This is a genomic window from Klebsiella sp. PK01 (assembly GCF_057624675.1).
Map to the genome: position 1 here is coordinate 1 of NZ_JBYEZM010000011.1, position 19,410 is coordinate 19,410.

Consider the following 19,410-nt stretch of genomic DNA (forward strand, 5'->3'; position numbering starts at 1 on the left):
TGCGGGGTTTTTTGCTGTGTGGCGTATAGCTCCCCCGGTGGCGCTGCGCTTACCGGGGCTACCAACCCGTAGCCCGGAAAAGGTGCGCAGCACCGCCTCCGGGGAAAGCCGCTGCCATATCAACGTAAACAAAGGCTCAGTCGGAAGACCGGGCCTTTTGTTTTGGTGTTTTATGGCCAGACGCGCCGCTATCTTCCCCGGTGGCGCTGCGCTTACCGCTCCTTCCCCGGGCTACACCGCCTCCGGGAAAACATCCTATCTCTAAACTACGATTGCTTTTCTAACCAACTCGCAATAAACGTCGCGATCTGTGGGATATTATTTAAATCCAACAGCGGAAGTGACGTCGCGATGGGCACATCGCTGGCCACGGCGATCGTATGTTCATCAATCACCAACTCTTCTACACGATGTCCGCTGTTTTGCCGGAAAAGAAGGATCTTCGGCACAGGTTCATGCTTAAAACCCTCCACCAAAACAAAATCCGACTTGTTCGAATCCATTCTACTTACCAGCCATTGAAGGTCTAATTCAGCCTCATCTGGGGTTTCTGTCATCAGCGCCCAGCGCTGCTTACTGGCGACAATGGTTTGTGAAGCGCCAGCTTTACGCAACTCATAACTATCCTTGCCCGGCTTATCGACATCCATATCGTGATGAGTGTGCTTAATCAACCCCGGCCGCAACCCTTTGGCGCAGAGTTCAGGAATAAGACGCTTTAATAATGTTGTTTTCCCGGTACCGCTCCATGCGGCGATCGCTAGTAAGGGGATCATGATGGCTCCTGCATTTGCTGCAACTCATCCAGCGTATTCACATTGATGAATGCTGATTTCACATCGCTGAAATTCACCGGGCGCCCACCTACCTGGCGCATAAAGACCATCACCCGGCGTTCTCCATGAGCAAGATAAGTCTCCAGTTCCGGGATGATTTGACGATGAACTAATGCAACGGCGGGATGATCGCGCTCGCCATCGTGTGCCCAAACCACCGATGACGAGGCTTTCTGTTGTACAAAACGCTCGACCAGAAAAGAGGGGATGAACGGCGTGTCGCAGGGGCAAAAAACAAACCAGGGGCTATCTACCTGCTGCATAACGGCAAGCATTCCGGCCAGTGGACCTGGGTAATCATTCTGCGTATCGCGATATACCGGATATCCGCTGGCATGCCAGCGCTCAAGATGACGGTTAGCGCTAATCACTAACCTTGCTACCTGCGGCTCTAATGTATCCGCAACGTGACGCCAGAGAGGACGACCATTCAGCAGCTGCAATCCCTTATCCACACCGCCCATGCGCGTAGCTCTTCCACCCGCCAGCACGACGCCGGTTATTGCCTCGCTTTGCATATTAATATCGCCTCTTTCATTGTGGGATTGACCCTGTTAACTTGTCCCTATCAAGAGTAAGGAGCATTACTATGAAATGTAAACGCCTGAATGAAGTAATTGAGCTTCTCCAGCCTGCCTGGCAAAAAGAACCTGAACTGAACCTGATGCAATTCTTGCAGAAACTGGCGGCTGAAGCAGGTTACAAAGGTGAACTGGCCGATCTTTCTGATGATATTCTGATTTATCACCTGAAGATGCGTGATTCATCGAAAGAGGCCGTCATCCCAGGTATACAGAAAGATTATGAAGAGGATTTCAAAACCGCACTACTACGTGCGCGCGGTGTTATTAAAGAGTAAAAGGTTGTAAGTGCTGCCGCGAAACCGGCTACGAGATGATATCCTGAAGCATTCGTACGATTATCGGATGTCAGGATGCACGATAAGGCTTTTACTTTTCAGACGCTTCACCCGGATACCATCATTGATGGATTATTCGATCTGGGAATGCGGGTCGACTCCGGTCTGACTCCGCTTAATAGCTATGAGAACCGTGTTTACCAGTTTCAGGACGAAGATCGCCGCCGCTACGTGGTGAAGTTCTATCGTCCTGAACGCTGGTCTGCAGAACAGATCCTCGAAGAACACCAGTTTGCGCTTCAGCTCGTAGAGGATGAAGTGCCCGTTGCCGCGCCGCTCTTATTTAACGACAGCACGCTACATCAACATCAGGGATTCTTCTTTGCCGTCTTCCCAAGCCTCGGCGGCCGCCAGTTCGAAGCAGATAATCTTGACCAAATAGAATGGGTCGGGCGCTATCTTGGCCGCCTGCACCAGACCGGTCGTAAGCAGCGTTTTAATGCGCGTCCGGAAATTGGCGTACAAGAATATCTGTTGGAACCACGCCAGGTATTTGAACAGGCGACGCTTATTCCATCTGGCCTGAAGGCTGATTTCCTGGGTGCGGCTGATAAACTCATCGATGCCGTCCGGTCGCAGTGGCACGGGCGTGCGGATACGCTTCGTCTGCATGGCGACTGCCACGCCGGCAATATCCTGTGGCGCGATGGGCCGCTGTTTGTTGATTTAGATGATGCCCGCACCGGCCCGGCAGTACAGGATCTCTGGATGCTGCTGAATGGCGATAAAGCCGAACAGCGCATGCAGCTGGAGACCATCATTGAGGCCTATGAAGAATTCAGTCCCTTCAACACGGACGAAATCGCTCTCATCGAACCTTTACGCGCCATGCGTTTAGTTTATTATCTGGCGTGGCTGCTCAGGCGTTGGGACGATCCTGCTTTCCCTATAAATTTCCCATGGTTAACCGGGGAAGATTATTGGCGCGGGCAGACTGCAACATTTCTTGAGCAGGTGAAGGTTCTGCAGGAACCCCCTCTTCAGTTAACGCCAATGTATTAATGTGATATATCAGGAGAGAAATAATCATGAAAAAAATTTGGCTGGCGCTGGCTGGTATGATTCTGGCTTTCAGTGCATCCGCTGCCCAGATCACCGACGGCAAGCAGTACACCACCCTTGATAAGCCGGTTGCAGGCGAACCTCAGGTCCTTGAGTTCTTCTCATTCTACTGCCCGCACTGCTATCAGTTTGAAGAAGTGCTGCACGTTTCCGACAACGTACGTCAGAAACTGCCGGAAGGCACCAAAATGACCAAGTATCACGTTGAATTCCTGGGCCCGTTGGGTAAAGACCTGACCCAAGCGTGGGCTGTGGCGATCGCGCTGGGCGTTGAAGATAAAATTACCGCGCCGATGTTTGAAGCGGTACAGAAAACTCAAACCGTTCAGTCCACTGCTGACATCCGTAAAGTCTTCGTTGATGCGGGCGTTAAAGGTGAAGATTACGACGCGGCATGGAACAGCTTTGTGGTGAAGTCTCTGGTCGCACAGCAAGAGAAAGCCGCAGCCGATTTACAGCTGCAGGGCGTTCCGGCGATGTTTGTTAATGGTAAATACCAGCTGAACCCGCAGGGTATGGATACCAGCAACATGGACGCGTTTGTTTCTCAGTACGCAGATACTGTGAAACAACTGGTTGAAAAGAAATAAAAAAAATGCCGGTCACTGACCGGCTTTTTTTATCGACTAAATAGTTACGACTTTTCGTTACCCTGCATAATGTCAGTGAGCTGACGATCTTTTTCTTCCCAAAGCCCATTCAGCCAGCGCTGGAAACCACGCTTAAAGTTTTTATCATTGACGTAATCACCGTGTAATTCCTCGCCAATCGGCACCAGATTAATACGTACCACGATACGCGTCAGGCGACCGCTTAACATATCGTAAAACGGCCTGGTATTATTGTCCGGATAGCACAGCGTAACGTTCAGTAGCTTATCGAACTGTGCGCCGAGGACGTTTAACGCCATTGCTATGCCCGCAGCTTTAGGCGGCAGTAGGTTGTGGTAAGGCGAGCGCGTCTCGCGCTTCTTTTCTGCGGTAAACCTTGAGCCTTCGACGAAATTGACGATGGTAGTCGGATGAGAACGGAATTTTTCACATGAGCGGCGAGTCGTTTCGACGTCTTTACCGCGGCGTTCCGGATGGCGCAGTAAGTAGCCGCGCGAATAACGGCGCATAAAAGGCATATCAAGCGCCCAGCAGGCCAGGCCGATAAACGGTACCCAGGCCAACTGCTGCTTGAGAAAATACTTATTCATTGGGATATGTTTGCGAAACAGGACGCAAAGTACCACGATATCCGCCCAGCTGTGATGATTGCTGATAAGCAGATACCAGTTCTTTTTATTCAGCCCTTCCAGCCCCTGAACATCCCATTTCAACCATGGGTTGAGATGCAGCAGCAGCGCCAGTCCTTCGCACCAGCAATACATCATGAAATTGCAAAAAACAGAAATAGAACGCCAAACCGCCGGGATAGGTACCAGCAGTTTAATCAGCCCGGCGATGATAATCGGCACGGAACAGATAATGGTGACTAAGATGGTAAGGGCGATACTCAGCGGGAGTGTTATCGCAGCGAGAAATCTCGACATAGTTAGTTTATTCAGAAAGTTAGGCCGGCAAAGAACGTTCTTAAACCGCGCAAGGGGCTGATTTTACCAGAAAACGCGGCAAATAACGGGTCTTACCAGAACAGAAAAAAACGCGAATCTTATATCCACATGGAACATTGAGTCATCATGAAGCATATATAGCCTTGGGTGCATAATTAATGCATTGATATATAATGATTTATAAGATTCTTTGTTACATGGTTTAGGCTTTTTTGGCTGAGGCGATAAAACTATGCACAAAGTTATCCACAGATAATATTGTGCAGCGATTCACCTCTGCGATGAATCTTTTCGGCTAAATGCGGGAAAAATTCAGGATTTCATGCCCGTCTGTGGCATCCTTTACCCATAATCTGATAAACAGGCACGGAAATTATGGTTCAGATCCCAGAAAACCCTCTCATCCTCGTCGACGGCTCCTCTTATCTATACCGGGCTTACCACGCCTTCCCGCCGCTAACCAATAGCGCAGGGGAGCCTACCGGCGCAATGTACGGCGTGCTGAATATGCTGCGTAGCCTGATCCTGCAGTATCAGCCGACGCATGCCGTCGTGGTATTTGATGCCAAAGGGAAAACCTTCCGTGACGAATTGTTTGAGCACTACAAATCACATCGTCCGCCGATGCCGGACGATCTACGCGCGCAGATCGAACCTCTGCACAAGATGGTGAAGGCGATGGGGCTGCCGCTGATGGCGGTGCCTGGCGTTGAAGCGGATGACGTTATCGGCACACTGGCTCGCGAAGCGGAAAAAGTGGGCCGTCCGGTACTGATCAGCACCGGCGATAAAGATATGGCTCAGCTGGTGACACCGGGCATTACCTTAATCAACACCATGACCAACACTATTCTCGGCCCGGAAGAGGTCGTGAATAAGTACGGCGTACCGCCGGAACTGATTATTGATTTCCTGGCGCTGATGGGCGACTCCTCAGATAACATACCTGGCGTCCCGGGCGTTGGGGAAAAAACGGCGCAGGCGCTACTGCAGGGATTGGGTGGTCTGGATGCGCTCTATGCGGAACCAGAAAAAATCGCCGGGCTGACCTTCCGCGGCGCGAAAACGATGGCGGCGAAGCTGGAGCAGAACAAAGAGGTGGCCTACCTCTCTTATCAACTCGCCACAATAAAAACCGATGTGGAGCTGGATCTCGGCTGCGAAGAGCTGTTAGTTGCGCAGCCGGCGGCAGATGAGCTGCTGGCGTTGTTTAAGCAATATGAATTCAAACGTTGGATCACCGATGTCGAATCCGGCAAATGGCTACAGGGGAAAGGCGCTAAACCAGCGGCGAAACCAGCTGAAGCTGCGGTGATTGTGGAAGAAGAGGCCGCCGCGACGCTCTCTGCCGAGCACTATGTGACGATCCTGGATGAAGCGACGCTGGTTGAATGGATTGCCAAACTGAAGAAAGCGCCGCTATTCGCTTTTGATACCGAAACGGATAGCCTCGATAACATTTCCGCCAATATGGTTGGTCTGTCATTCGCGATTGAGCCTGGCGTCGCGGCTTATGTGCCGGTGGCCCATGATTATCTCGACGCGCCGGATCAGATCCCACGTGAACGCGTGCTGGAGCTGCTCAAGCCGCTGCTGGAAGATGACAAGGTGCTAAAAGTAGGGCAAAACCTGAAGTACGATCGCGGCATCCTGGCCAACTACGACATTGAACTGCGTGGTATTGCTTTCGACACCATGCTGGAATCCTACACCCTCGACAGCGTCGCGGGTCGACATGATATGGATAGCCTGTCCGATCGCTGGTTGAAACACAAAACTATCACCTTTGAAGAGATTGCCGGTAAGGGAAAAAATCAGCTTACCTTCAATCAGATCGCCCTGGAAGAGGCCGGTCGTTACGCCGCGGAGGATGCTGACGTGACGCTGCAACTGCATCTGAAAATGTGGCCGCAGCTGCAGCAGCATGAAGGCCCGCTGAATATCTTTAAAAATATCGAGATGCCGCTGGTGCCGGTGCTGTCGCGGGTTGAGCGCAACGGCGTGAAGATCGATCCGGCGGTGCTACATGCGCATTCGCAGGAGATCGCGAAGCGTCTGGTTGAGCTGGAACAACGCGCCCATGAGATTGCCGGTGAGGAGTTCAACCTCTCTTCTACCAAACAGTTACAAACCATCCTGTTTGAAAAGCAGGGCATCAAGCCGCTGAAGAAAACGCCAGGCGGCGCGCCGTCGACTTCTGAAGAGGTGCTGGAGGAACTGGCGCTGGATTATCCGCTGCCGAAGGTGATCCTCGAGTATCGCGGGCTGGCGAAGCTGAAATCGACTTATACCGATAAGCTGCCGCTGATGATTAACCCAAAAACCGGCCGTGTTCATACCTCGTATCATCAGGCGGTAACGGCGACCGGGCGGCTCTCTTCGACCGATCCTAACCTGCAGAACATTCCGGTGCGTAATGACGAAGGTCGCCGCATTCGTCAGGCGTTTATTGCGCCTGAGGATTACCTGATTGTGTCTGCCGACTATTCGCAGATTGAGCTGCGCATCATGGCGCACCTGTCGCGCGATGAAGGGCTGCTGAAGGCTTTTGCGGAAGGTAAGGATATTCACCGCGCCACCGCGGCAGAGGTGTTTGGCCTACCGCTGGAAAGCGTCAGTAATGAACAGCGCCGTAGCGCTAAGGCGATTAACTTCGGCCTGATTTACGGCATGAGCGCATTTGGGCTGGCGCGTCAGCTGAATATTCCGCGTAAAGAAGCGCAGAAGTATATGGACCTCTATTTCGAGCGCTATCCGGGCGTACTGGACTATATGGAACGTACCCGCGCGCAGGCGAAAGAGCAGGGCTATGTCGAAACGCTGGAAGGGCGCCGTCTGTACCTGCCGGATATCAAATCCAGCAATGGCGCCCGCCGCGCGGGCGCGGAACGAGCGGCTATCAACGCTCCGATGCAGGGAACGGCGGCGGATATTATTAAGCGGGCGATGATTGCCGTTGATGACTGGCTGCTGAGCGAAAAACCGCGCGTGCGGATGATCATGCAGGTGCACGATGAACTGGTGTTTGAAGTGCACAAAGACGATCTGGACAGCGTATCGAAGAAGGTGCATGAGTTAATGGAAAACAGTACCACCCTGGCCGTGCCGTTATTAGTGGAAGTCGGTAGCGGCGAAAACTGGGATCAAGCGCACTAAGTGGGCAATCTGTAAGGCTCTTTTTTGTAAGTAAGCAACATAACTTATAGATTTTTGTGATGGTCATTTGAATTTGTTATGTAAATAGTGAAAAAAAACTACAAAAAGTGCTTTATCCATAACCGAAAGAAGAGTAAAGTTATTCGCGTAGGGTACAGAGGTAAGATGTTCTATCTTTCAGACCTTTTACTTCACGTAATCGGATTTGGCTGAATATTTTAGCCGCCCCGGTCATTTATGACCGGGGCGTTTTTTATTGCGCGAAAGAAAAGTTTTACGTGCTGACAACAGCGCAAAATGAACGTCCGGATAGGGCGCTGGGCGCCATTATCCGGAAAAAGCGGGGGTTACTCTGCGTCTTCGGCGGCTTCTTGCGGCGGGATTTCGTTAAACCAGCTATCCAGCTTCTGACGCAACTTATCCACGCCAGATTTTTTCAGCGAAGAGAAAGGTTCAACCTGGATATCGCCATTGAAGGCCAGTACCGCTTCACGCACCATATTGACCTGCGCTTTACGCGCGCCGCTGGCGAGCTTATCGGCTTTGGTTAGCAGCACCAGCACCTGAATATCGCTTTCTACCGCCCACTCGATCATCTGCTGATCGAGATCTTTCAGCGGATGACGAATATCCATCAATACCACCAGGCCTTTCAGGCACAGACGTTTTTCAAGATACTCACCCAGCGCTTTCTGCCATTTGATTTTCATCTCTTCCGGCACCTGCGCGTAGCCATAACCCGGCAAGTCGACCAGGCGTTTACCTTCCGCAACCTCAAACAGGTTGATAAGCTGGGTACGACCCGGCGTTTTTGACGTACGCGCCAGGCTTTTCTGGTTAGTCAGCGTATTAAGGGCGCTGGATTTGCCCGCATTTGAGCGGCCAGCGAATGCCACTTCGATTCCGGTATCGGATGGAAGATGGCGGATATCAGGCGCGCTCGTAACGAAATGCGTCTGTTGATAATTCCAGTTGGTCAAGACTGTCGTCTCCGTAAAATCAGGCTATGGCGGGGATTATACCTGAAAGGCAGAAAAAGGCTGTTTTTACCGCACGCCGTTACTGTAAGTAAAAACCATACGCTTTGTGAGATATTGCCCATAAGGACTATACGAAATTTGTGAGAAAAACCTGACGTCAAATTCATAGATCACCGTTAAATCATGCTGTTACAGGAAACTCCACATCCTTAAGCTATCTTTTCATCCTACAGGTGGTTGTCGATTTCCGGCAAAACGGTAAAGTAGTGGGCAAAGGCGAGGAAGCCAGAGGATTACGACTCAGGACGAGGGGTCAGGAGCGCCAGGAGGCGAAGACCAGGATTGTCAGGATGACAAACGTCTGGAGACGTTTTAAAAGGGAAAGGGATAGAACAAGGACCGTTGGAAGCTAAGGGAAAGACAGGGTAAGTCGATAGCTGACATGGAAAGTGGAAACCCGTTAAGGGTTGTGAGTGCGGAAAAAGGCGACAGATTAATCTGTCGCCTTTTTTCTTTGCTTGCTTTCTGCTAGATTCCGCCTCAATTCTATACTGAAGAAAACTGTCTGAAGATCACACATCATGAAAAAACCGGCATCCGCATCGCGCGGTAAAGCACGTGGTAAGTCGCGTGAAGAGTTGAACCAGGAAGCACGCGACCGTAAACGTCAGAAAAAACACCGCGGCCATGCCGCAGGCAGCCGCGCCAGCGGCGGCGATGCTGCTTCAGCAAGCAAAGGTCGCAGCCAGCAGCAGGACCCACGTATTGGCAGCAAAAAACCGATCCCGCTGGGCGTGACTGAAAGCACCCCGGCCGTTAAGCAGCACAAACCGAAGAGCGAGAAACCTATGCTTTCACCGCAGGCTGAGCTGGATTTGCTGGAGAATGATGAGCGCCTGGACGCGCTGCTGGAACGTCTGGAAGAGGGCGGTACCCTGAATGCTGAAGAGCAGGCCTGGGTCGATGCCAAACTGGATCGTATTGACGCGCTGATGCAGCAGCTTGGCCTCTCCTATGATGACGACGAGGACGAGGAAGAAGAAGAGCGTCAGGAAGATATGATGCGTCTGCTGAAGGGTGGAAACTAACGTTTGCATCCCATCGGATTCCCGGTCCTGCTTATAACCCTTCTGGTTATATGTTATCTGCTGTGGTTATTCGTTAAACTAAGACGGTTGTCGCGGCGTCAAAAATGGCTGCGCAACCGGCTCATGACCCGAGGTGCGGTTGGGCCGGCACGACGTACCCGTCGGCGGCATCATCGGAAGGAGTGAGCATGTCTGAGCAGTTAATCGACTGGGATCTGGCCCTTATCCAGAAATATAACTATTCCGGGCCGCGATATACCTCGTATCCCACCGCGCTGGAGTTTTCTCCGGCGTTCGGCGCTGCTGATTTTGCCGCCGCCGTCGCCCGCTACCCGCAGCGCCCGCTGTCGCTGTACGTCCATATCCCGTTCTGCCATAAGCTCTGCTATTTCTGCGGCTGTAATAAGATTGTCACCCGTCAGCAGCATAAGGCCGATCAGTATCTTGATGTCCTTGAGCAGGAAATTATTCACCGCGCGCCGCTTTTTGCCGGCCGTCAGGTTAGCCAGCTGCACTGGGGCGGCGGTACGCCAACCTATCTCAACAAAGCGCAAATCAGCCGCTTGATGAATCTGCTGCGCGACCACTTTAACTTCAACGCCGATGCGGAAATCTCAATTGAGGTCGATCCGCGTGAAATCGAACTGGATGTACTGGATCATTTACGATCCGCAGGGTTCAACCGTCTGAGCATGGGGGTGCAGGATTTCAATAAAGAAGTACAGCGCCTGGTGAACCGTGAACAAGATGAAGAATTCATCTTTGCGCTGCTGCGTCATGCGCGTGAGATTGGCTTCACATCGACCAACATCGATTTGATTTACGGTCTGCCGAAGCAAACGCCGGAAAGCTTTGCCTTCACGCTGCAGAAAGTGGCTGAACTCAACCCGGACCGTCTGAGCGTCTTTAACTACGCGCATCTGCCAACGTTATTCGCTGCGCAGCGCAAAATTAAAGACGCGGATTTACCGAGCGCAGAGCAGAAACTGGATATCCTGCAGGAAACCATCGCTTCGCTTACCGACGCTGGCTATCAGTTTATCGGCATGGACCACTTTGCCCGGCCGGACGATGAACTGGCGATTGCCCAGCGCGAAGGCGTGCTGCACCGCAACTTCCAGGGATACACCACCCAGGGCGATACCGATCTGCTCGGAATGGGCGTGTCGGCGATCAGTATGATTGGCGACTGCTACGCGCAGAACCAGAAAGAGCTGAAACAGTATTACCAACAGGTCGATGAAAGCGGTACCGCGCTGTGGCGGGGTATTGCGTTAACCCGCGATGATTGTATCCGCCGGGATGTCATTAAGGCCCTGATTTGCAACTTCCGTCTTGAGTTCGCGGCGGTTGAAGCGCAGTGGGATCTTATCTTCAACGATTACTTTGCCGAAGATATGAAATTGCTGGCGCCGCTGGCGAAAGACGGGCTGGTGGATGTGGATGAAAAAGGAATACAGGTCACGGCAAAAGGCCGTCTGTTGATTCGTAACATCTGTATGTGCTTCGATGCCTATCTGCGGCAGAAAGCGCGCCTGCAGCAGTTCTCTCGCGTTATTTAAGCGAATCCCGGTGAGCCAGCTCACCGGGCGTTCATTTCGTCGCTAAGACCGGTGTTATTCCATTCCCAGCTCTTTTAGCTTCCGTGTTAACGTATTTCGCCCCCAGCCCAGCAGGCGAGCGGCTTCCTGCTTATGCCCTTGCGTATGACGCAGCGCGGTGGTGAGCAATGCACGCTCCATCTCCGGCTGCGCTTCTGATAGCAGGTTTTGATGACCGGAACGCAGGGCACGGTCAGCCCATTGCCCCAGCAGCGTCGCCCAGCTATCCGGTTGGATCTGCGTTGGGCTATCGGGAATCGACGTTTCGAACAGCTCAGACGGCAGATCCTGGGTCAATACCTCCTGGCCTGCTGCCATCACCGTTAGCCAGCGACAGGTGTTCTCCAGCTGTCGTACGTTACCGGGCCAGGCCAACCGCGTCAGCGCCGCTTCCGTTTCCGGATGCAGCTGCTTGGCTTCGACGCCCAGTTCGCGGGCGGCAATCTGCAGGAAGTGGCGCGCCAGGCGCGGAATATCTTCCCGGCGTTCGCGCAGCGGCGGCAAATGTACGCGAATCACGTTCAGGCGATGGAACAAATCTTCACGGAATTTTCCTTCCTGCACGCGTAGCTCAAGGTTCTGGTGGGTAGCGGCAATAATCCGCACATCGACTTTCACCGGCGCATAACCGCCAACGCGATAAAATTGACCGTCAGCCAGCACGCGCAGCAGTCGCGTCTGAACATCCAGCGGCATATCGCCAATTTCATCAAGGAACAGCGTACCGCCATCGGCCTGCTCAAAACGCCCCTGACGGACGGTATTGGCGCCGGTAAAAGCTCCTTTTTCATGGCCGAACAGCTCCGATTCAATCAAATCTTTCGGAATGGCCGCCATGTTAAGGGCGATAAACGGCGATTTGGCGCGTGGACTGTGGCGATGCAGCGCGTGGGCGACCAGCTCTTTACCGGTACCTGATTCGCCGTTGATCAGTACGCTGATTGAGGAGCGTGACAGTCGGCCAATGATGCGAAACACATCCTGCATCGCCGGCGCTTCGCCAATAATATCGGCCGTCGGGCTGCTGACCGGCGTATTACGCGGCTGCTGCTGCTCCTGATAATGGCTAATCGCACGGTCAACCAGCGCGACAGCCTCATCGATATCAAAAGGTTTCGGCAGGTAATCAAAGGCCCCCTGCTGATAGGCGCTGACGGCGGCATCGAGATCCGAGTGCGCGGTCATAATGATGACCGGAAGCATCGGATGGCGTTGTTTAATCTGCTTTAACAGCGCCAGGCCGTCCATCCCAGGCATGCGAATGTCGGAAAGTAAAACGTCCGGCGTTTTGGTAGTGAGGGCATCAAGCACCTCATTGCCGCTCTCAAACGTGGTGCAGCTTAAACCCGCTCCGGTGAGTGCGCGTTCAAGCACCCAACGGATGGAGCTATCGTCATCGACTACCCAGGCTATCCCTCGTTGCATAAACACCTCTATTTCCGAATAGGCAGGTATACCGAGAACTCGGTATGGCCTGGCCAACTGGTAAATTCAATTTTGCCGGAGTGCTGATCGATAAGACTGCGGGCGATGGAAAGCCCAAGACCGGTACCGCCTTCGCGGCCGCTAACCATGGGGTAAAACAGCGTATCCTGCAGATGGGGCGGGATACCGGGCCCGTTATCTTCCACGTCGATACGCGCCGCCAGACGGTAACGTACGCCGTGGAGCGTGAGCTGAAAGGCGGTTCGGGTGCGCAGGATGATTTCACCGCCCTCGGGCCCCAGGGCCTGCAGCGCGTTGCGCACGATATTCAGCAGCACTTGCTCGATTTGTTCCGGGTCGTGGGCCAGCTCAGGCAGGCTCGGGTCGTAATCGCGGATCAATTTGACGTTATCCGGCAGCTCCATGGAGACCAGCGCCACCACGCGCTCCGCGACTTTATGAATGCTTTCCGTGATGTGCATACCGGGATGCTGCGGCCCCAGCAGGCGATCGACCAGATTACGTAACCTGTCGGCCTGTTCAATAATCACCTGGGTATATTCCATCAGCGCGGGGTCCGGTAGCGCTTTACTCAATAGCTGCGCCGCGCCGCGCAGGCCGCCGAGCGGGTTTTTAATCTCATGCGCCAGACCGCGCACTAAATCGCGCGCCGCCACCTGCTGAGCATGCTGCAGCTGTTCCTGGCTCAAACGACGCTGATTATCCATCGGCGACATCTCAAGCAGGATATAGCCTTCAGGCAGGCGCTGAGCGGTGAGGGAGAGAATGTGCGAGCGGCCGTCAATCACCAGCGTCACTTCGTTATCCGTGAAGCCCTGACCCGCCTGCAGGCTCTCCTGCATCAGGCCAATGTTTAACGAAAAGTAGCTCAGCAATTCTGGCAGCGGCGTACCGAATAATTTACGCGAGCTTTGCGCCAGTAACTGCTGGGCTGCCGGGTTGGCATAATGCACCGCGAGGTCGTCATCGACTAATAAGATACTGTGGATCAGCGAGTTGAGGATCTGCCCAGCATCGGGCTGTGTGCCTGTTGCCATCTGACAGTCTCCTGAAATGGTTGCACTATTTTAGTGCAGTATAGCTTTTTATTGGTAAAAAGCGCGAGAGATCAGCGTGTTGCTGGTGAAAAAAGCCCATCCTGAGATGGGCTGAAAGTTTCCACGGCAACAAAACATCCCTGGTATCCCGTGCCACAACACGGGAACACCATGGATTTACAGCAAAATCAGACGCTGTAGTACAGTTCGAACTCAACCGGGTGCGGAGTCATACGTACGCGGTCGTTTTCTTCAATGCGCAGGGCGATGTAAGCATCGATAGCTTCGTCAGTGAAGACGCCGCCTGCGGTCAGGAACTCGCGGTCTGCATCCAGAGCCTGCAGGGCTTCTTCCAGAGAACCGGCAACCTGCGGGATTTCTTTCGCTTCTTCCGGCGGCAGATCGTACAGGTTTTTGTCCATCGCATCGCCAGGATGGATTTTGTTTTTAATACCGTCGAGGCCGGCCATCAGCAGCGCGGCAAAGCACAGGTACGGGTTGGCAGCCGGGTCCGGGAAGCGTACTTCGATACGACGCGCTTTCGGAGAGGCGACCACTGGAATACGGATGGAAGCAGAGCGGTTACGGGCGGAGTAAGCCAGCATGACCGGCGCTTCGTAACCCGGGACCAGACGCTTGTAGGAGTTGGTGGTCGGGTTCGCCAGGGCGTTGATCGCTTTAGCGTGCTTGATAACGCCGCCGATGTAGTGCAGCGCTTGCTCAGACAGGCCCGCGTATTTGTCGCCGGAGAACAGGTTTACGCCGTTCTTGGACAGGGACATGTGGCAGTGCATGCCGGAACCGTTATCGCCAAACATTGGTTTTGGCATGAAGGTCGCGGTTTTACCGAAACGGTGAGCGACGTTGTGTACAACGTATTTGTAGATCTGAATTTCGTCCGCTTTTTTGGTCATGGTGTTGAAGCGGGTGGCGATTTCGTTCTGACCTGCAGTTGCCACTTCGTGGTGGTGAGCTTCAACAACCAGGCCCATCTCTTCCATGATCATACACATGGTAGAACGGATGTCCTGAGAGGAGTCTACCGGCGGAACCGGGAAGTAACCGCCTTTCACGCCCGGACGGTGGCCTTTGTTGCCGCCTTCGTATTTGGTAGAAGAGTTCCATGCGCCTTCGATATCGTCAATGGCTACGTGGGAACCAGAGATGGATGCGCCAAAGCGGATGTCATCGAACAGGAAGAATTCTGGTTCCGGCCCGAACAGAACGGTGTCGGCGATGCCGGTGGCGCGCAGGTATTCTTCAGCGCGCTTGGCGATAGAGCGCGGGTCGCGGTCGTAGCCCTGCAGGGTGCCTGGTTCCAGGATATCGCAGCGGATGATCAGCGTAGGTTCTTCGTAGAACGGGTCGATCAGCGCCGTGGTGGCATCCGGCATCAGGACCATGTCGGATTCGTTAATACCTTTCCAACCGCCAATCGAGGAGCCATCAAACATTTTGCCTTCTTCAAAGAATTCGGCATTTACCTGATGGGAAGGAATCGTGACGTGCTGTTCTTTACCTTTGGTATCGGTGAAGCGCAGATCGACAAACTTCACTTCGTGCTCGTTCAGCATCGTCAAAACGTGTTCAGCGGACATACTTAAACTCTCCCGGATTGGTCATTGTCGTCGTGGTAACGAACTTCTTACTACTTAAAAGTGGCGTTGTTGCCTTAAAAAATATAAAGCGAAATCTGTGCCAACTTTTAAAAGTACGGTAAAACGCTGTATCATGCGCACCATAGTGCAAAAGGACTGCACCATGATGGAGATAATGCACCAAAATAGTGCCTCGATGTGAACATTGAGCACCATTTTGGTGCAATTTTTATTACGGTGCCCTTTTATCGCTCCGTGAAAGCGATCACAAACAAACTCTGCAATACTTGTTTGCGGAGGATCTTTGTGATCCTGTTCAGTCCTTCGCTTAATACGTGTACAATAACGCGCTATTTCTAATGCCTGAGGCAAAGTTGTGATCGAAAATCTGCGTAATATCGCCATCATCGCGCACGTCGACCATGGTAAAACTACCCTGGTTGATAAGCTGCTACAGCAATCCGGTACGTTCGACGCACGTACTGAAGCACAAGAACGTGTGATGGACTCCAACGATTTGGAGAAAGAGCGTGGGATTACCATCCTCGCTAAAAACACTGCAATCAAATGGAATGATTACCGTATCAACATCGTTGATACCCCAGGGCACGCCGACTTCGGAGGTGAAGTTGAGCGTGTTATGTCCATGGTTGACTCTGTGCTGCTGGTGGTTGATGCCTTTGATGGCCCGATGCCGCAGACGCGCTTTGTTACCAAAAAAGCGTTTGCTCACGGTCTGAAGCCGATCGTGGTCATCAACAAAGTTGACCGTCCGGGCGCGCGTCCGGATTGGGTTGTCGACCAGGTATTCGACCTGTTCGTTAACCTCGACGCGACCGACGAACAGCTGGACTTCCCGATCGTTTACGCTTCCGCGCTGAACGGTATCGCGGGTCTGGACCACGAAGACATGGCTGACGACATGACCCCGCTGTACCAGGCGATTGTTGACCGTGTACCGGCGCCGGACGTTGACCTTGACGGTCCGCTGCAGATGCAAATCTCCCAGCTCGACTACAACAACTACGTTGGCGTAATCGGCATTGGTCGCATCAAGCGCGGTAAAGTGAAGCCGAACCAGCAGATCACTATCATCGATAGCGAAGGGAAAACCCGCAACGGTAAAGTTGGTAAAGTACTGACTCACCTGGGTCTCGAGCGTATCGAGAGCGACGTAGCCGAAGCTGGCGACATCATCGCGATCACCGGTCTGGGCGAGCTGAACATCTCCGACACCATCTGCGACCCGCAGAACGTCGAAGCGCTGCCGGCGCTGTCTGTTGATGAGCCGACCGTATCTATGTTCTTCAACGTCAACACCTCTCCGTTCTGCGGTAAAGAAGGTAAGTTCGTTACCTCTCGCCAGATCCTGGACCGTCTGAACAAAGAGCTGGTGCACAACGTTGCGCTGCGCGTTGAAGAAACCGAAGACGCCGATGCGTTCCGCGTTTCTGGTCGTGGTGAACTGCACCTGTCCGTTCTGATTGAAAACATGCGTCGTGAAGGTTTCGAGATGGCGGTTTCCCGTCCGAAAGTTATCTTCCGCGAAATCGATGGCCGTAAACAAGAGCCGTTCGAGAACGTGACGCTGGACGTCGAAGAGCAGCACCAGGGTTCTGTCATGCAGGCGCTGGGTGAGCGTAAAGGCGACCTGAAAAACATGAATCCAGACGGCAAAGGCCGCGTACGTCTCGACTACGTGATCCCAAGCCGTGGTCTGATCGGCTTCCGTTCAGAGTTCATGACCATGACTTCCGGTACCGGTCTGCTGTACTCCACCTTCAGCCACTACGACGACGTTCGTCCGGGCGAAGTGGGCCAGCGTAACAACGGCGTACTGATCTCTAACGGTCAGGGTAAAGCGGTTGCGTTCGCACTGTTCGGCCTGCAGGATCGCGGTAAGCTGTTCCTCGGCCACGGCGCTGAAGTTTACGAAGGTCAAATTATCGGTATTCACAGCCGTTCTAATGACCTGACGGTAAACTGCCTGACCGGTAAGAAACTGACTAACATGCGTGCGTCCGGTACTGACGAAGCAACGGTTCTGGTTCCGCCGGTTAAGATGACCCTGGAGCAGGCTCTGGAGTTCATCGATGACGACGAACTGGTAGAAGTTACTCCGACGTCTATCCGTATCCGTAAACGTCACCTGACCGAGAACGACCGTAAACGCGCTATGCGCGGTGCAAAAGAAGAGTAATTACCCTTCTTGCTACCCTTCAAACCTCGCCTCTCCGGCGGGGTTTTTTTATGCCTGTTCCTCATGCTTATCACCTGGGCGGCGCCAGTGTCGCTCCGGGAGAGAGCTCGGTCACAATTATTCTTAAAGCTTGCGACAGCAATTGCTTTCTTTTTTTGCTCAAGAGTAAGATGAGTTATCTGGTTTAAACCAAATGGATTAAACAATGACGAATAACCCATCCACTGTGGAAAATGCGAAAGAGAAACTGGACCTGTGGTTAAAGCAGGGGCTGACGGTATCGGGTGGAAAATTGCCGTCCGAGCGCGAGCTGGGCGAGTTGCTCGGTATCAAGCGTATGACCCTGCGCCAGGCGCTGCTCAGCCTGGAGGCGGAATCAAGAATATTTCGTAAAGACCGTAAAGGCTGGTTTGTCGCCCAGCCGCGTTTTAACTATAGCCCGGAGCTTTCCGCCAGCTTTCAGCGGGCAGCGATTGAACAGGGCAGAGAACCGTCGTGGGGTTTTATCGAAAAGGTACGGACGACGGAGTATCCCGACGTCGCAGAAGCTCTTGTGGCCACCTGTCCTGCGCATGATTTATATCTGATAACCGGCTGGGGGGCATTAGAAGGACATAAAGTTTTTTATCATGAAACGTTTATCAACCCGAATGTTGCGCCAGAGTTTATTACCAGGCTAAAGAACCAATCTTTTTCTTCCGTTTGGGAGAATAATTATCATAAAAATGTTGTTATTAAAAAATTAGCCTTCAGGCCAGTAAGAATGCCCGGCGATGTAAGTAAATTCATTGGCGGCTCTGCTGGTATGCCCGCTATTCTGATAGAAAAACATCGTGCCGATAGTGCAGGTAATATCGTGCAAATAGATCTCGAGTATTGGCGATTTGAGGCTGTGGATCTCTTTATTAACTTGTAGGTATTTTATGCTCACTAAAGATAACGCTGAGAAGATCCTTTCTCGCATTGATAATATTCCTCTTTATCTTCATGCTTATGCATATCACCTGAATATGCGGCTGGAGAGAATTTTACCGACTGATTTACTGAAAATTGCGAATAGCCATCATTTAAAAGGTGTGAAAATTCATGTCCTCGATGGCGAGCGTTACTCTCTTAGCTGTATGGATAATATGCAATTGGCCGCTTTTGGCGAGCAGGCAAAAGCGTTACGGTTGTATATCCATATAGAAACCAGCGCCTCCGATAAAGAGACCATCGATCAAGCCGTCGCTATCGCATTAAAGACCGGGGCAACCTCCGTTCGTTTTTATCCTCGTTACGAAGGGCCTTTACAAGAAGTTTTAGCAAGAATTACGGCTGATATTCAATATATTAAAGAGACATATAGCCAATCTGGACTTACTTTTACCATTGAACAACATGAAGATTTAAAAAGCGCCGAGTTGGTCAATCTGGTTAAACAAAGCGAGATGCCGTCGCTATCGCTGCTGTTTGATTTTGCCAATATGATCAATGCTAATGAGCGACCGCTTGAGGCGTTGGCAGTGATGTCACCCTATGTCACTCAGGTTCACATTAAAGATGCCTGTATTATTGCGGAAAATGGCGGGCTGGGGCACCGGGCCTGTAACTCAGGTCTGGGTGATATGCCGTTTAAGGCGCTGCTGACTGAGTTAATTTGTCTGGGCCAGGAGCAACCACAGGTGATGGCGTACGGACTGGAAGAAGAAGTTGATTATTACGCGCCACCTTTCCGCTTTGCGACTGAAGGCGATAACCCGTGGATCCCGTGGCGACAAATGAGCGAAACGCCTCTGCCTGATACAACGCAACTTGAAACCCGGCTGGATAAAGAAAAACAGGATGCGATCGCCCAGTTAAATTTTGTCATGGACACTTTACGCGATATAAAAAATGATGCACTGAAAGTTCTTGCACGCTAACTTTTAATTACATTTGGTATTTATG

17 protein-coding genes are annotated in these 19,410 nt (G+C 52.4%); 10 read left to right on the forward strand and 7 right to left on the reverse strand.

Annotated elements, in window-relative coordinates:
- Positions 1-266: 266 nt before the first annotated feature.
- Together mobB and mobA are read right to left on the reverse strand one after the other, a co-directional pair.
- The gene (gene mobB / locus AC22LX_RS23290) at positions 267-776 is read right to left on the reverse strand and encodes a molybdopterin-guanine dinucleotide biosynthesis protein MobB (RefSeq protein WP_049059986.1); all 510 of its coding nucleotides are present in this window, start codon (positions 774-776) and stop codon (positions 267-269) included.
- The gene (gene mobA, locus AC22LX_RS23295) at positions 773-1,354 is read right to left on the reverse strand and encodes a molybdenum cofactor guanylyltransferase MobA (RefSeq protein WP_047078394.1); all 582 of its coding nucleotides are present in this window, start codon (positions 1,352-1,354) and stop codon (positions 773-775) included. Before mobA ends, mobB begins: the two co-directional genes overlap by 4 nt.
- A gap of 71 nt (positions 1,355-1,425) precedes the next feature.
- On the opposite strand from mobA, the gene AC22LX_RS23300 reads away from it, so the two are divergent.
- From AC22LX_RS23300 to dsbA, 3 genes are all read left to right on the forward strand, one after another.
- On the forward strand, positions 1,426-1,695 hold the full coding sequence (locus tag AC22LX_RS23300) for a YihD family protein (RefSeq protein ID WP_015368982.1): 270 nt from the start codon (positions 1,426-1,428) through the stop codon (positions 1,693-1,695).
- A 75-nt stretch (positions 1,696-1,770) separates the two neighbouring features.
- Positions 1,771-2,757, forward strand: coding sequence for a serine/threonine protein kinase (locus AC22LX_RS23305; protein ID WP_045395243.1), 987 nt, complete (start codon positions 1,771-1,773; stop codon positions 2,755-2,757).
- 26 nt (positions 2,758-2,783) lie between these two features.
- Positions 2,784-3,407, forward strand: coding sequence for a thiol:disulfide interchange protein DsbA (gene dsbA, locus AC22LX_RS23310; protein WP_045395245.1), 624 nt, complete (start codon positions 2,784-2,786; stop codon positions 3,405-3,407).
- Between the two features lie 44 nt (positions 3,408-3,451).
- On the opposite strand, the gene yihG is transcribed toward dsbA, so the two are convergent.
- Positions 3,452-4,354, reverse strand: coding sequence for a 1-acylglycerol-3-phosphate O-acyltransferase, YihG family (gene yihG / locus AC22LX_RS23315; RefSeq protein ID WP_045395247.1), 903 nt, complete (start codon positions 4,352-4,354; stop codon positions 3,452-3,454).
- A 396-nt stretch (positions 4,355-4,750) separates the two neighbouring features.
- Here yihG and polA point away from each other — a divergent pair, with 396 nt between their 5' ends.
- Positions 4,751-7,531 carry a DNA polymerase I gene (polA, locus tag AC22LX_RS23320; protein WP_049060478.1) on the forward strand — a complete coding sequence of 927 codons (2,781 nt, stop codon included), beginning with the start codon at positions 4,751-4,753 and terminating at the stop codon, positions 7,529-7,531.
- A 165-nt stretch (positions 7,532-7,696) separates the two neighbouring features.
- Positions 7,697-7,744: a small protein SpfP gene (gene spfP, locus AC22LX_RS23325; protein ID WP_071892919.1), complete on the forward strand. Its 48-nt coding sequence runs from the start codon at positions 7,697-7,699 to the stop codon at positions 7,742-7,744.
- A gap of 134 nt (positions 7,745-7,878) precedes the next feature.
- Here spfP and yihA read toward each other — a convergent pair whose 3' ends face one another.
- Complete coding sequence (gene yihA / locus AC22LX_RS23330) at positions 7,879-8,511, reverse strand: ribosome biogenesis GTP-binding protein YihA/YsxC (RefSeq protein ID WP_045395252.1); 633 nt, start codon at positions 8,509-8,511, stop codon at positions 7,879-7,881.
- Positions 8,512-9,092: 581 nt separating this feature from the next.
- Here yihA and yihI point away from each other — a divergent pair.
- Entirely contained in the window at positions 9,093-9,599 is a 507-nt protein-coding gene (yihI, locus tag AC22LX_RS23335) for a Der GTPase-activating protein YihI (RefSeq protein ID WP_045395254.1), read from the forward strand.
- 188 nt (positions 9,600-9,787) lie between these two features.
- A complete protein-coding gene (hemN, locus tag AC22LX_RS23340) occupies positions 9,788-11,161 on the forward strand; it encodes an oxygen-independent coproporphyrinogen III oxidase (protein ID WP_049061662.1) in 1,374 nt (457 codons plus the stop codon).
- Between the two features lie 54 nt (positions 11,162-11,215).
- Here hemN and glnG read toward each other — a convergent pair whose 3' ends face one another.
- From glnG to glnA, 3 genes are all read right to left on the reverse strand, one after another.
- Positions 11,216-12,625 carry a nitrogen regulation protein NR(I) gene (gene glnG, locus AC22LX_RS23345; RefSeq protein WP_015368973.1) on the reverse strand — a complete coding sequence of 470 codons (1,410 nt, stop codon included), beginning with the start codon at positions 12,623-12,625 and terminating at the stop codon, positions 11,216-11,218.
- Between the two features lie 8 nt (positions 12,626-12,633).
- On the reverse strand, positions 12,634-13,683 hold the full coding sequence (gene glnL / locus AC22LX_RS23350; protein ID WP_015368972.1) for a nitrogen regulation protein NR(II): 1,050 nt from the start codon (positions 13,681-13,683) through the stop codon (positions 12,634-12,636).
- 188 nt (positions 13,684-13,871) lie between these two features.
- Positions 13,872-15,281 carry a glutamate--ammonia ligase gene (gene glnA / locus AC22LX_RS23355; RefSeq protein ID WP_015368971.1) on the reverse strand — a complete coding sequence of 470 codons (1,410 nt, stop codon included), beginning with the start codon at positions 15,279-15,281 and terminating at the stop codon, positions 13,872-13,874.
- 376 nt (positions 15,282-15,657) lie between these two features.
- On the opposite strand from glnA, the gene typA reads away from it, so the two are divergent.
- The 3 genes from typA to AC22LX_RS23370 all read left to right on the forward strand — a co-directional run bounded on the left by typA (position 15,658) and on the right by AC22LX_RS23370 (position 19,385).
- Positions 15,658-17,481, forward strand: coding sequence for a ribosome-dependent GTPase TypA (gene typA / locus AC22LX_RS23360; RefSeq protein ID WP_045378776.1), 1,824 nt, complete (start codon positions 15,658-15,660; stop codon positions 17,479-17,481).
- A gap of 205 nt (positions 17,482-17,686) precedes the next feature.
- Positions 17,687-18,397 carry a GntR family transcriptional regulator gene (locus AC22LX_RS23365; RefSeq protein ID WP_020077565.1) on the forward strand — a complete coding sequence of 237 codons (711 nt, stop codon included), beginning with the start codon at positions 17,687-17,689 and terminating at the stop codon, positions 18,395-18,397.
- 7 nt (positions 18,398-18,404) lie between these two features.
- Complete coding sequence (locus AC22LX_RS23370; protein WP_487334236.1) at positions 18,405-19,385, forward strand: sugar phosphate isomerase/epimerase family protein; 981 nt, start codon at positions 18,405-18,407, stop codon at positions 19,383-19,385.
- Positions 19,386-19,410: the final 25 nt, after the last annotated feature.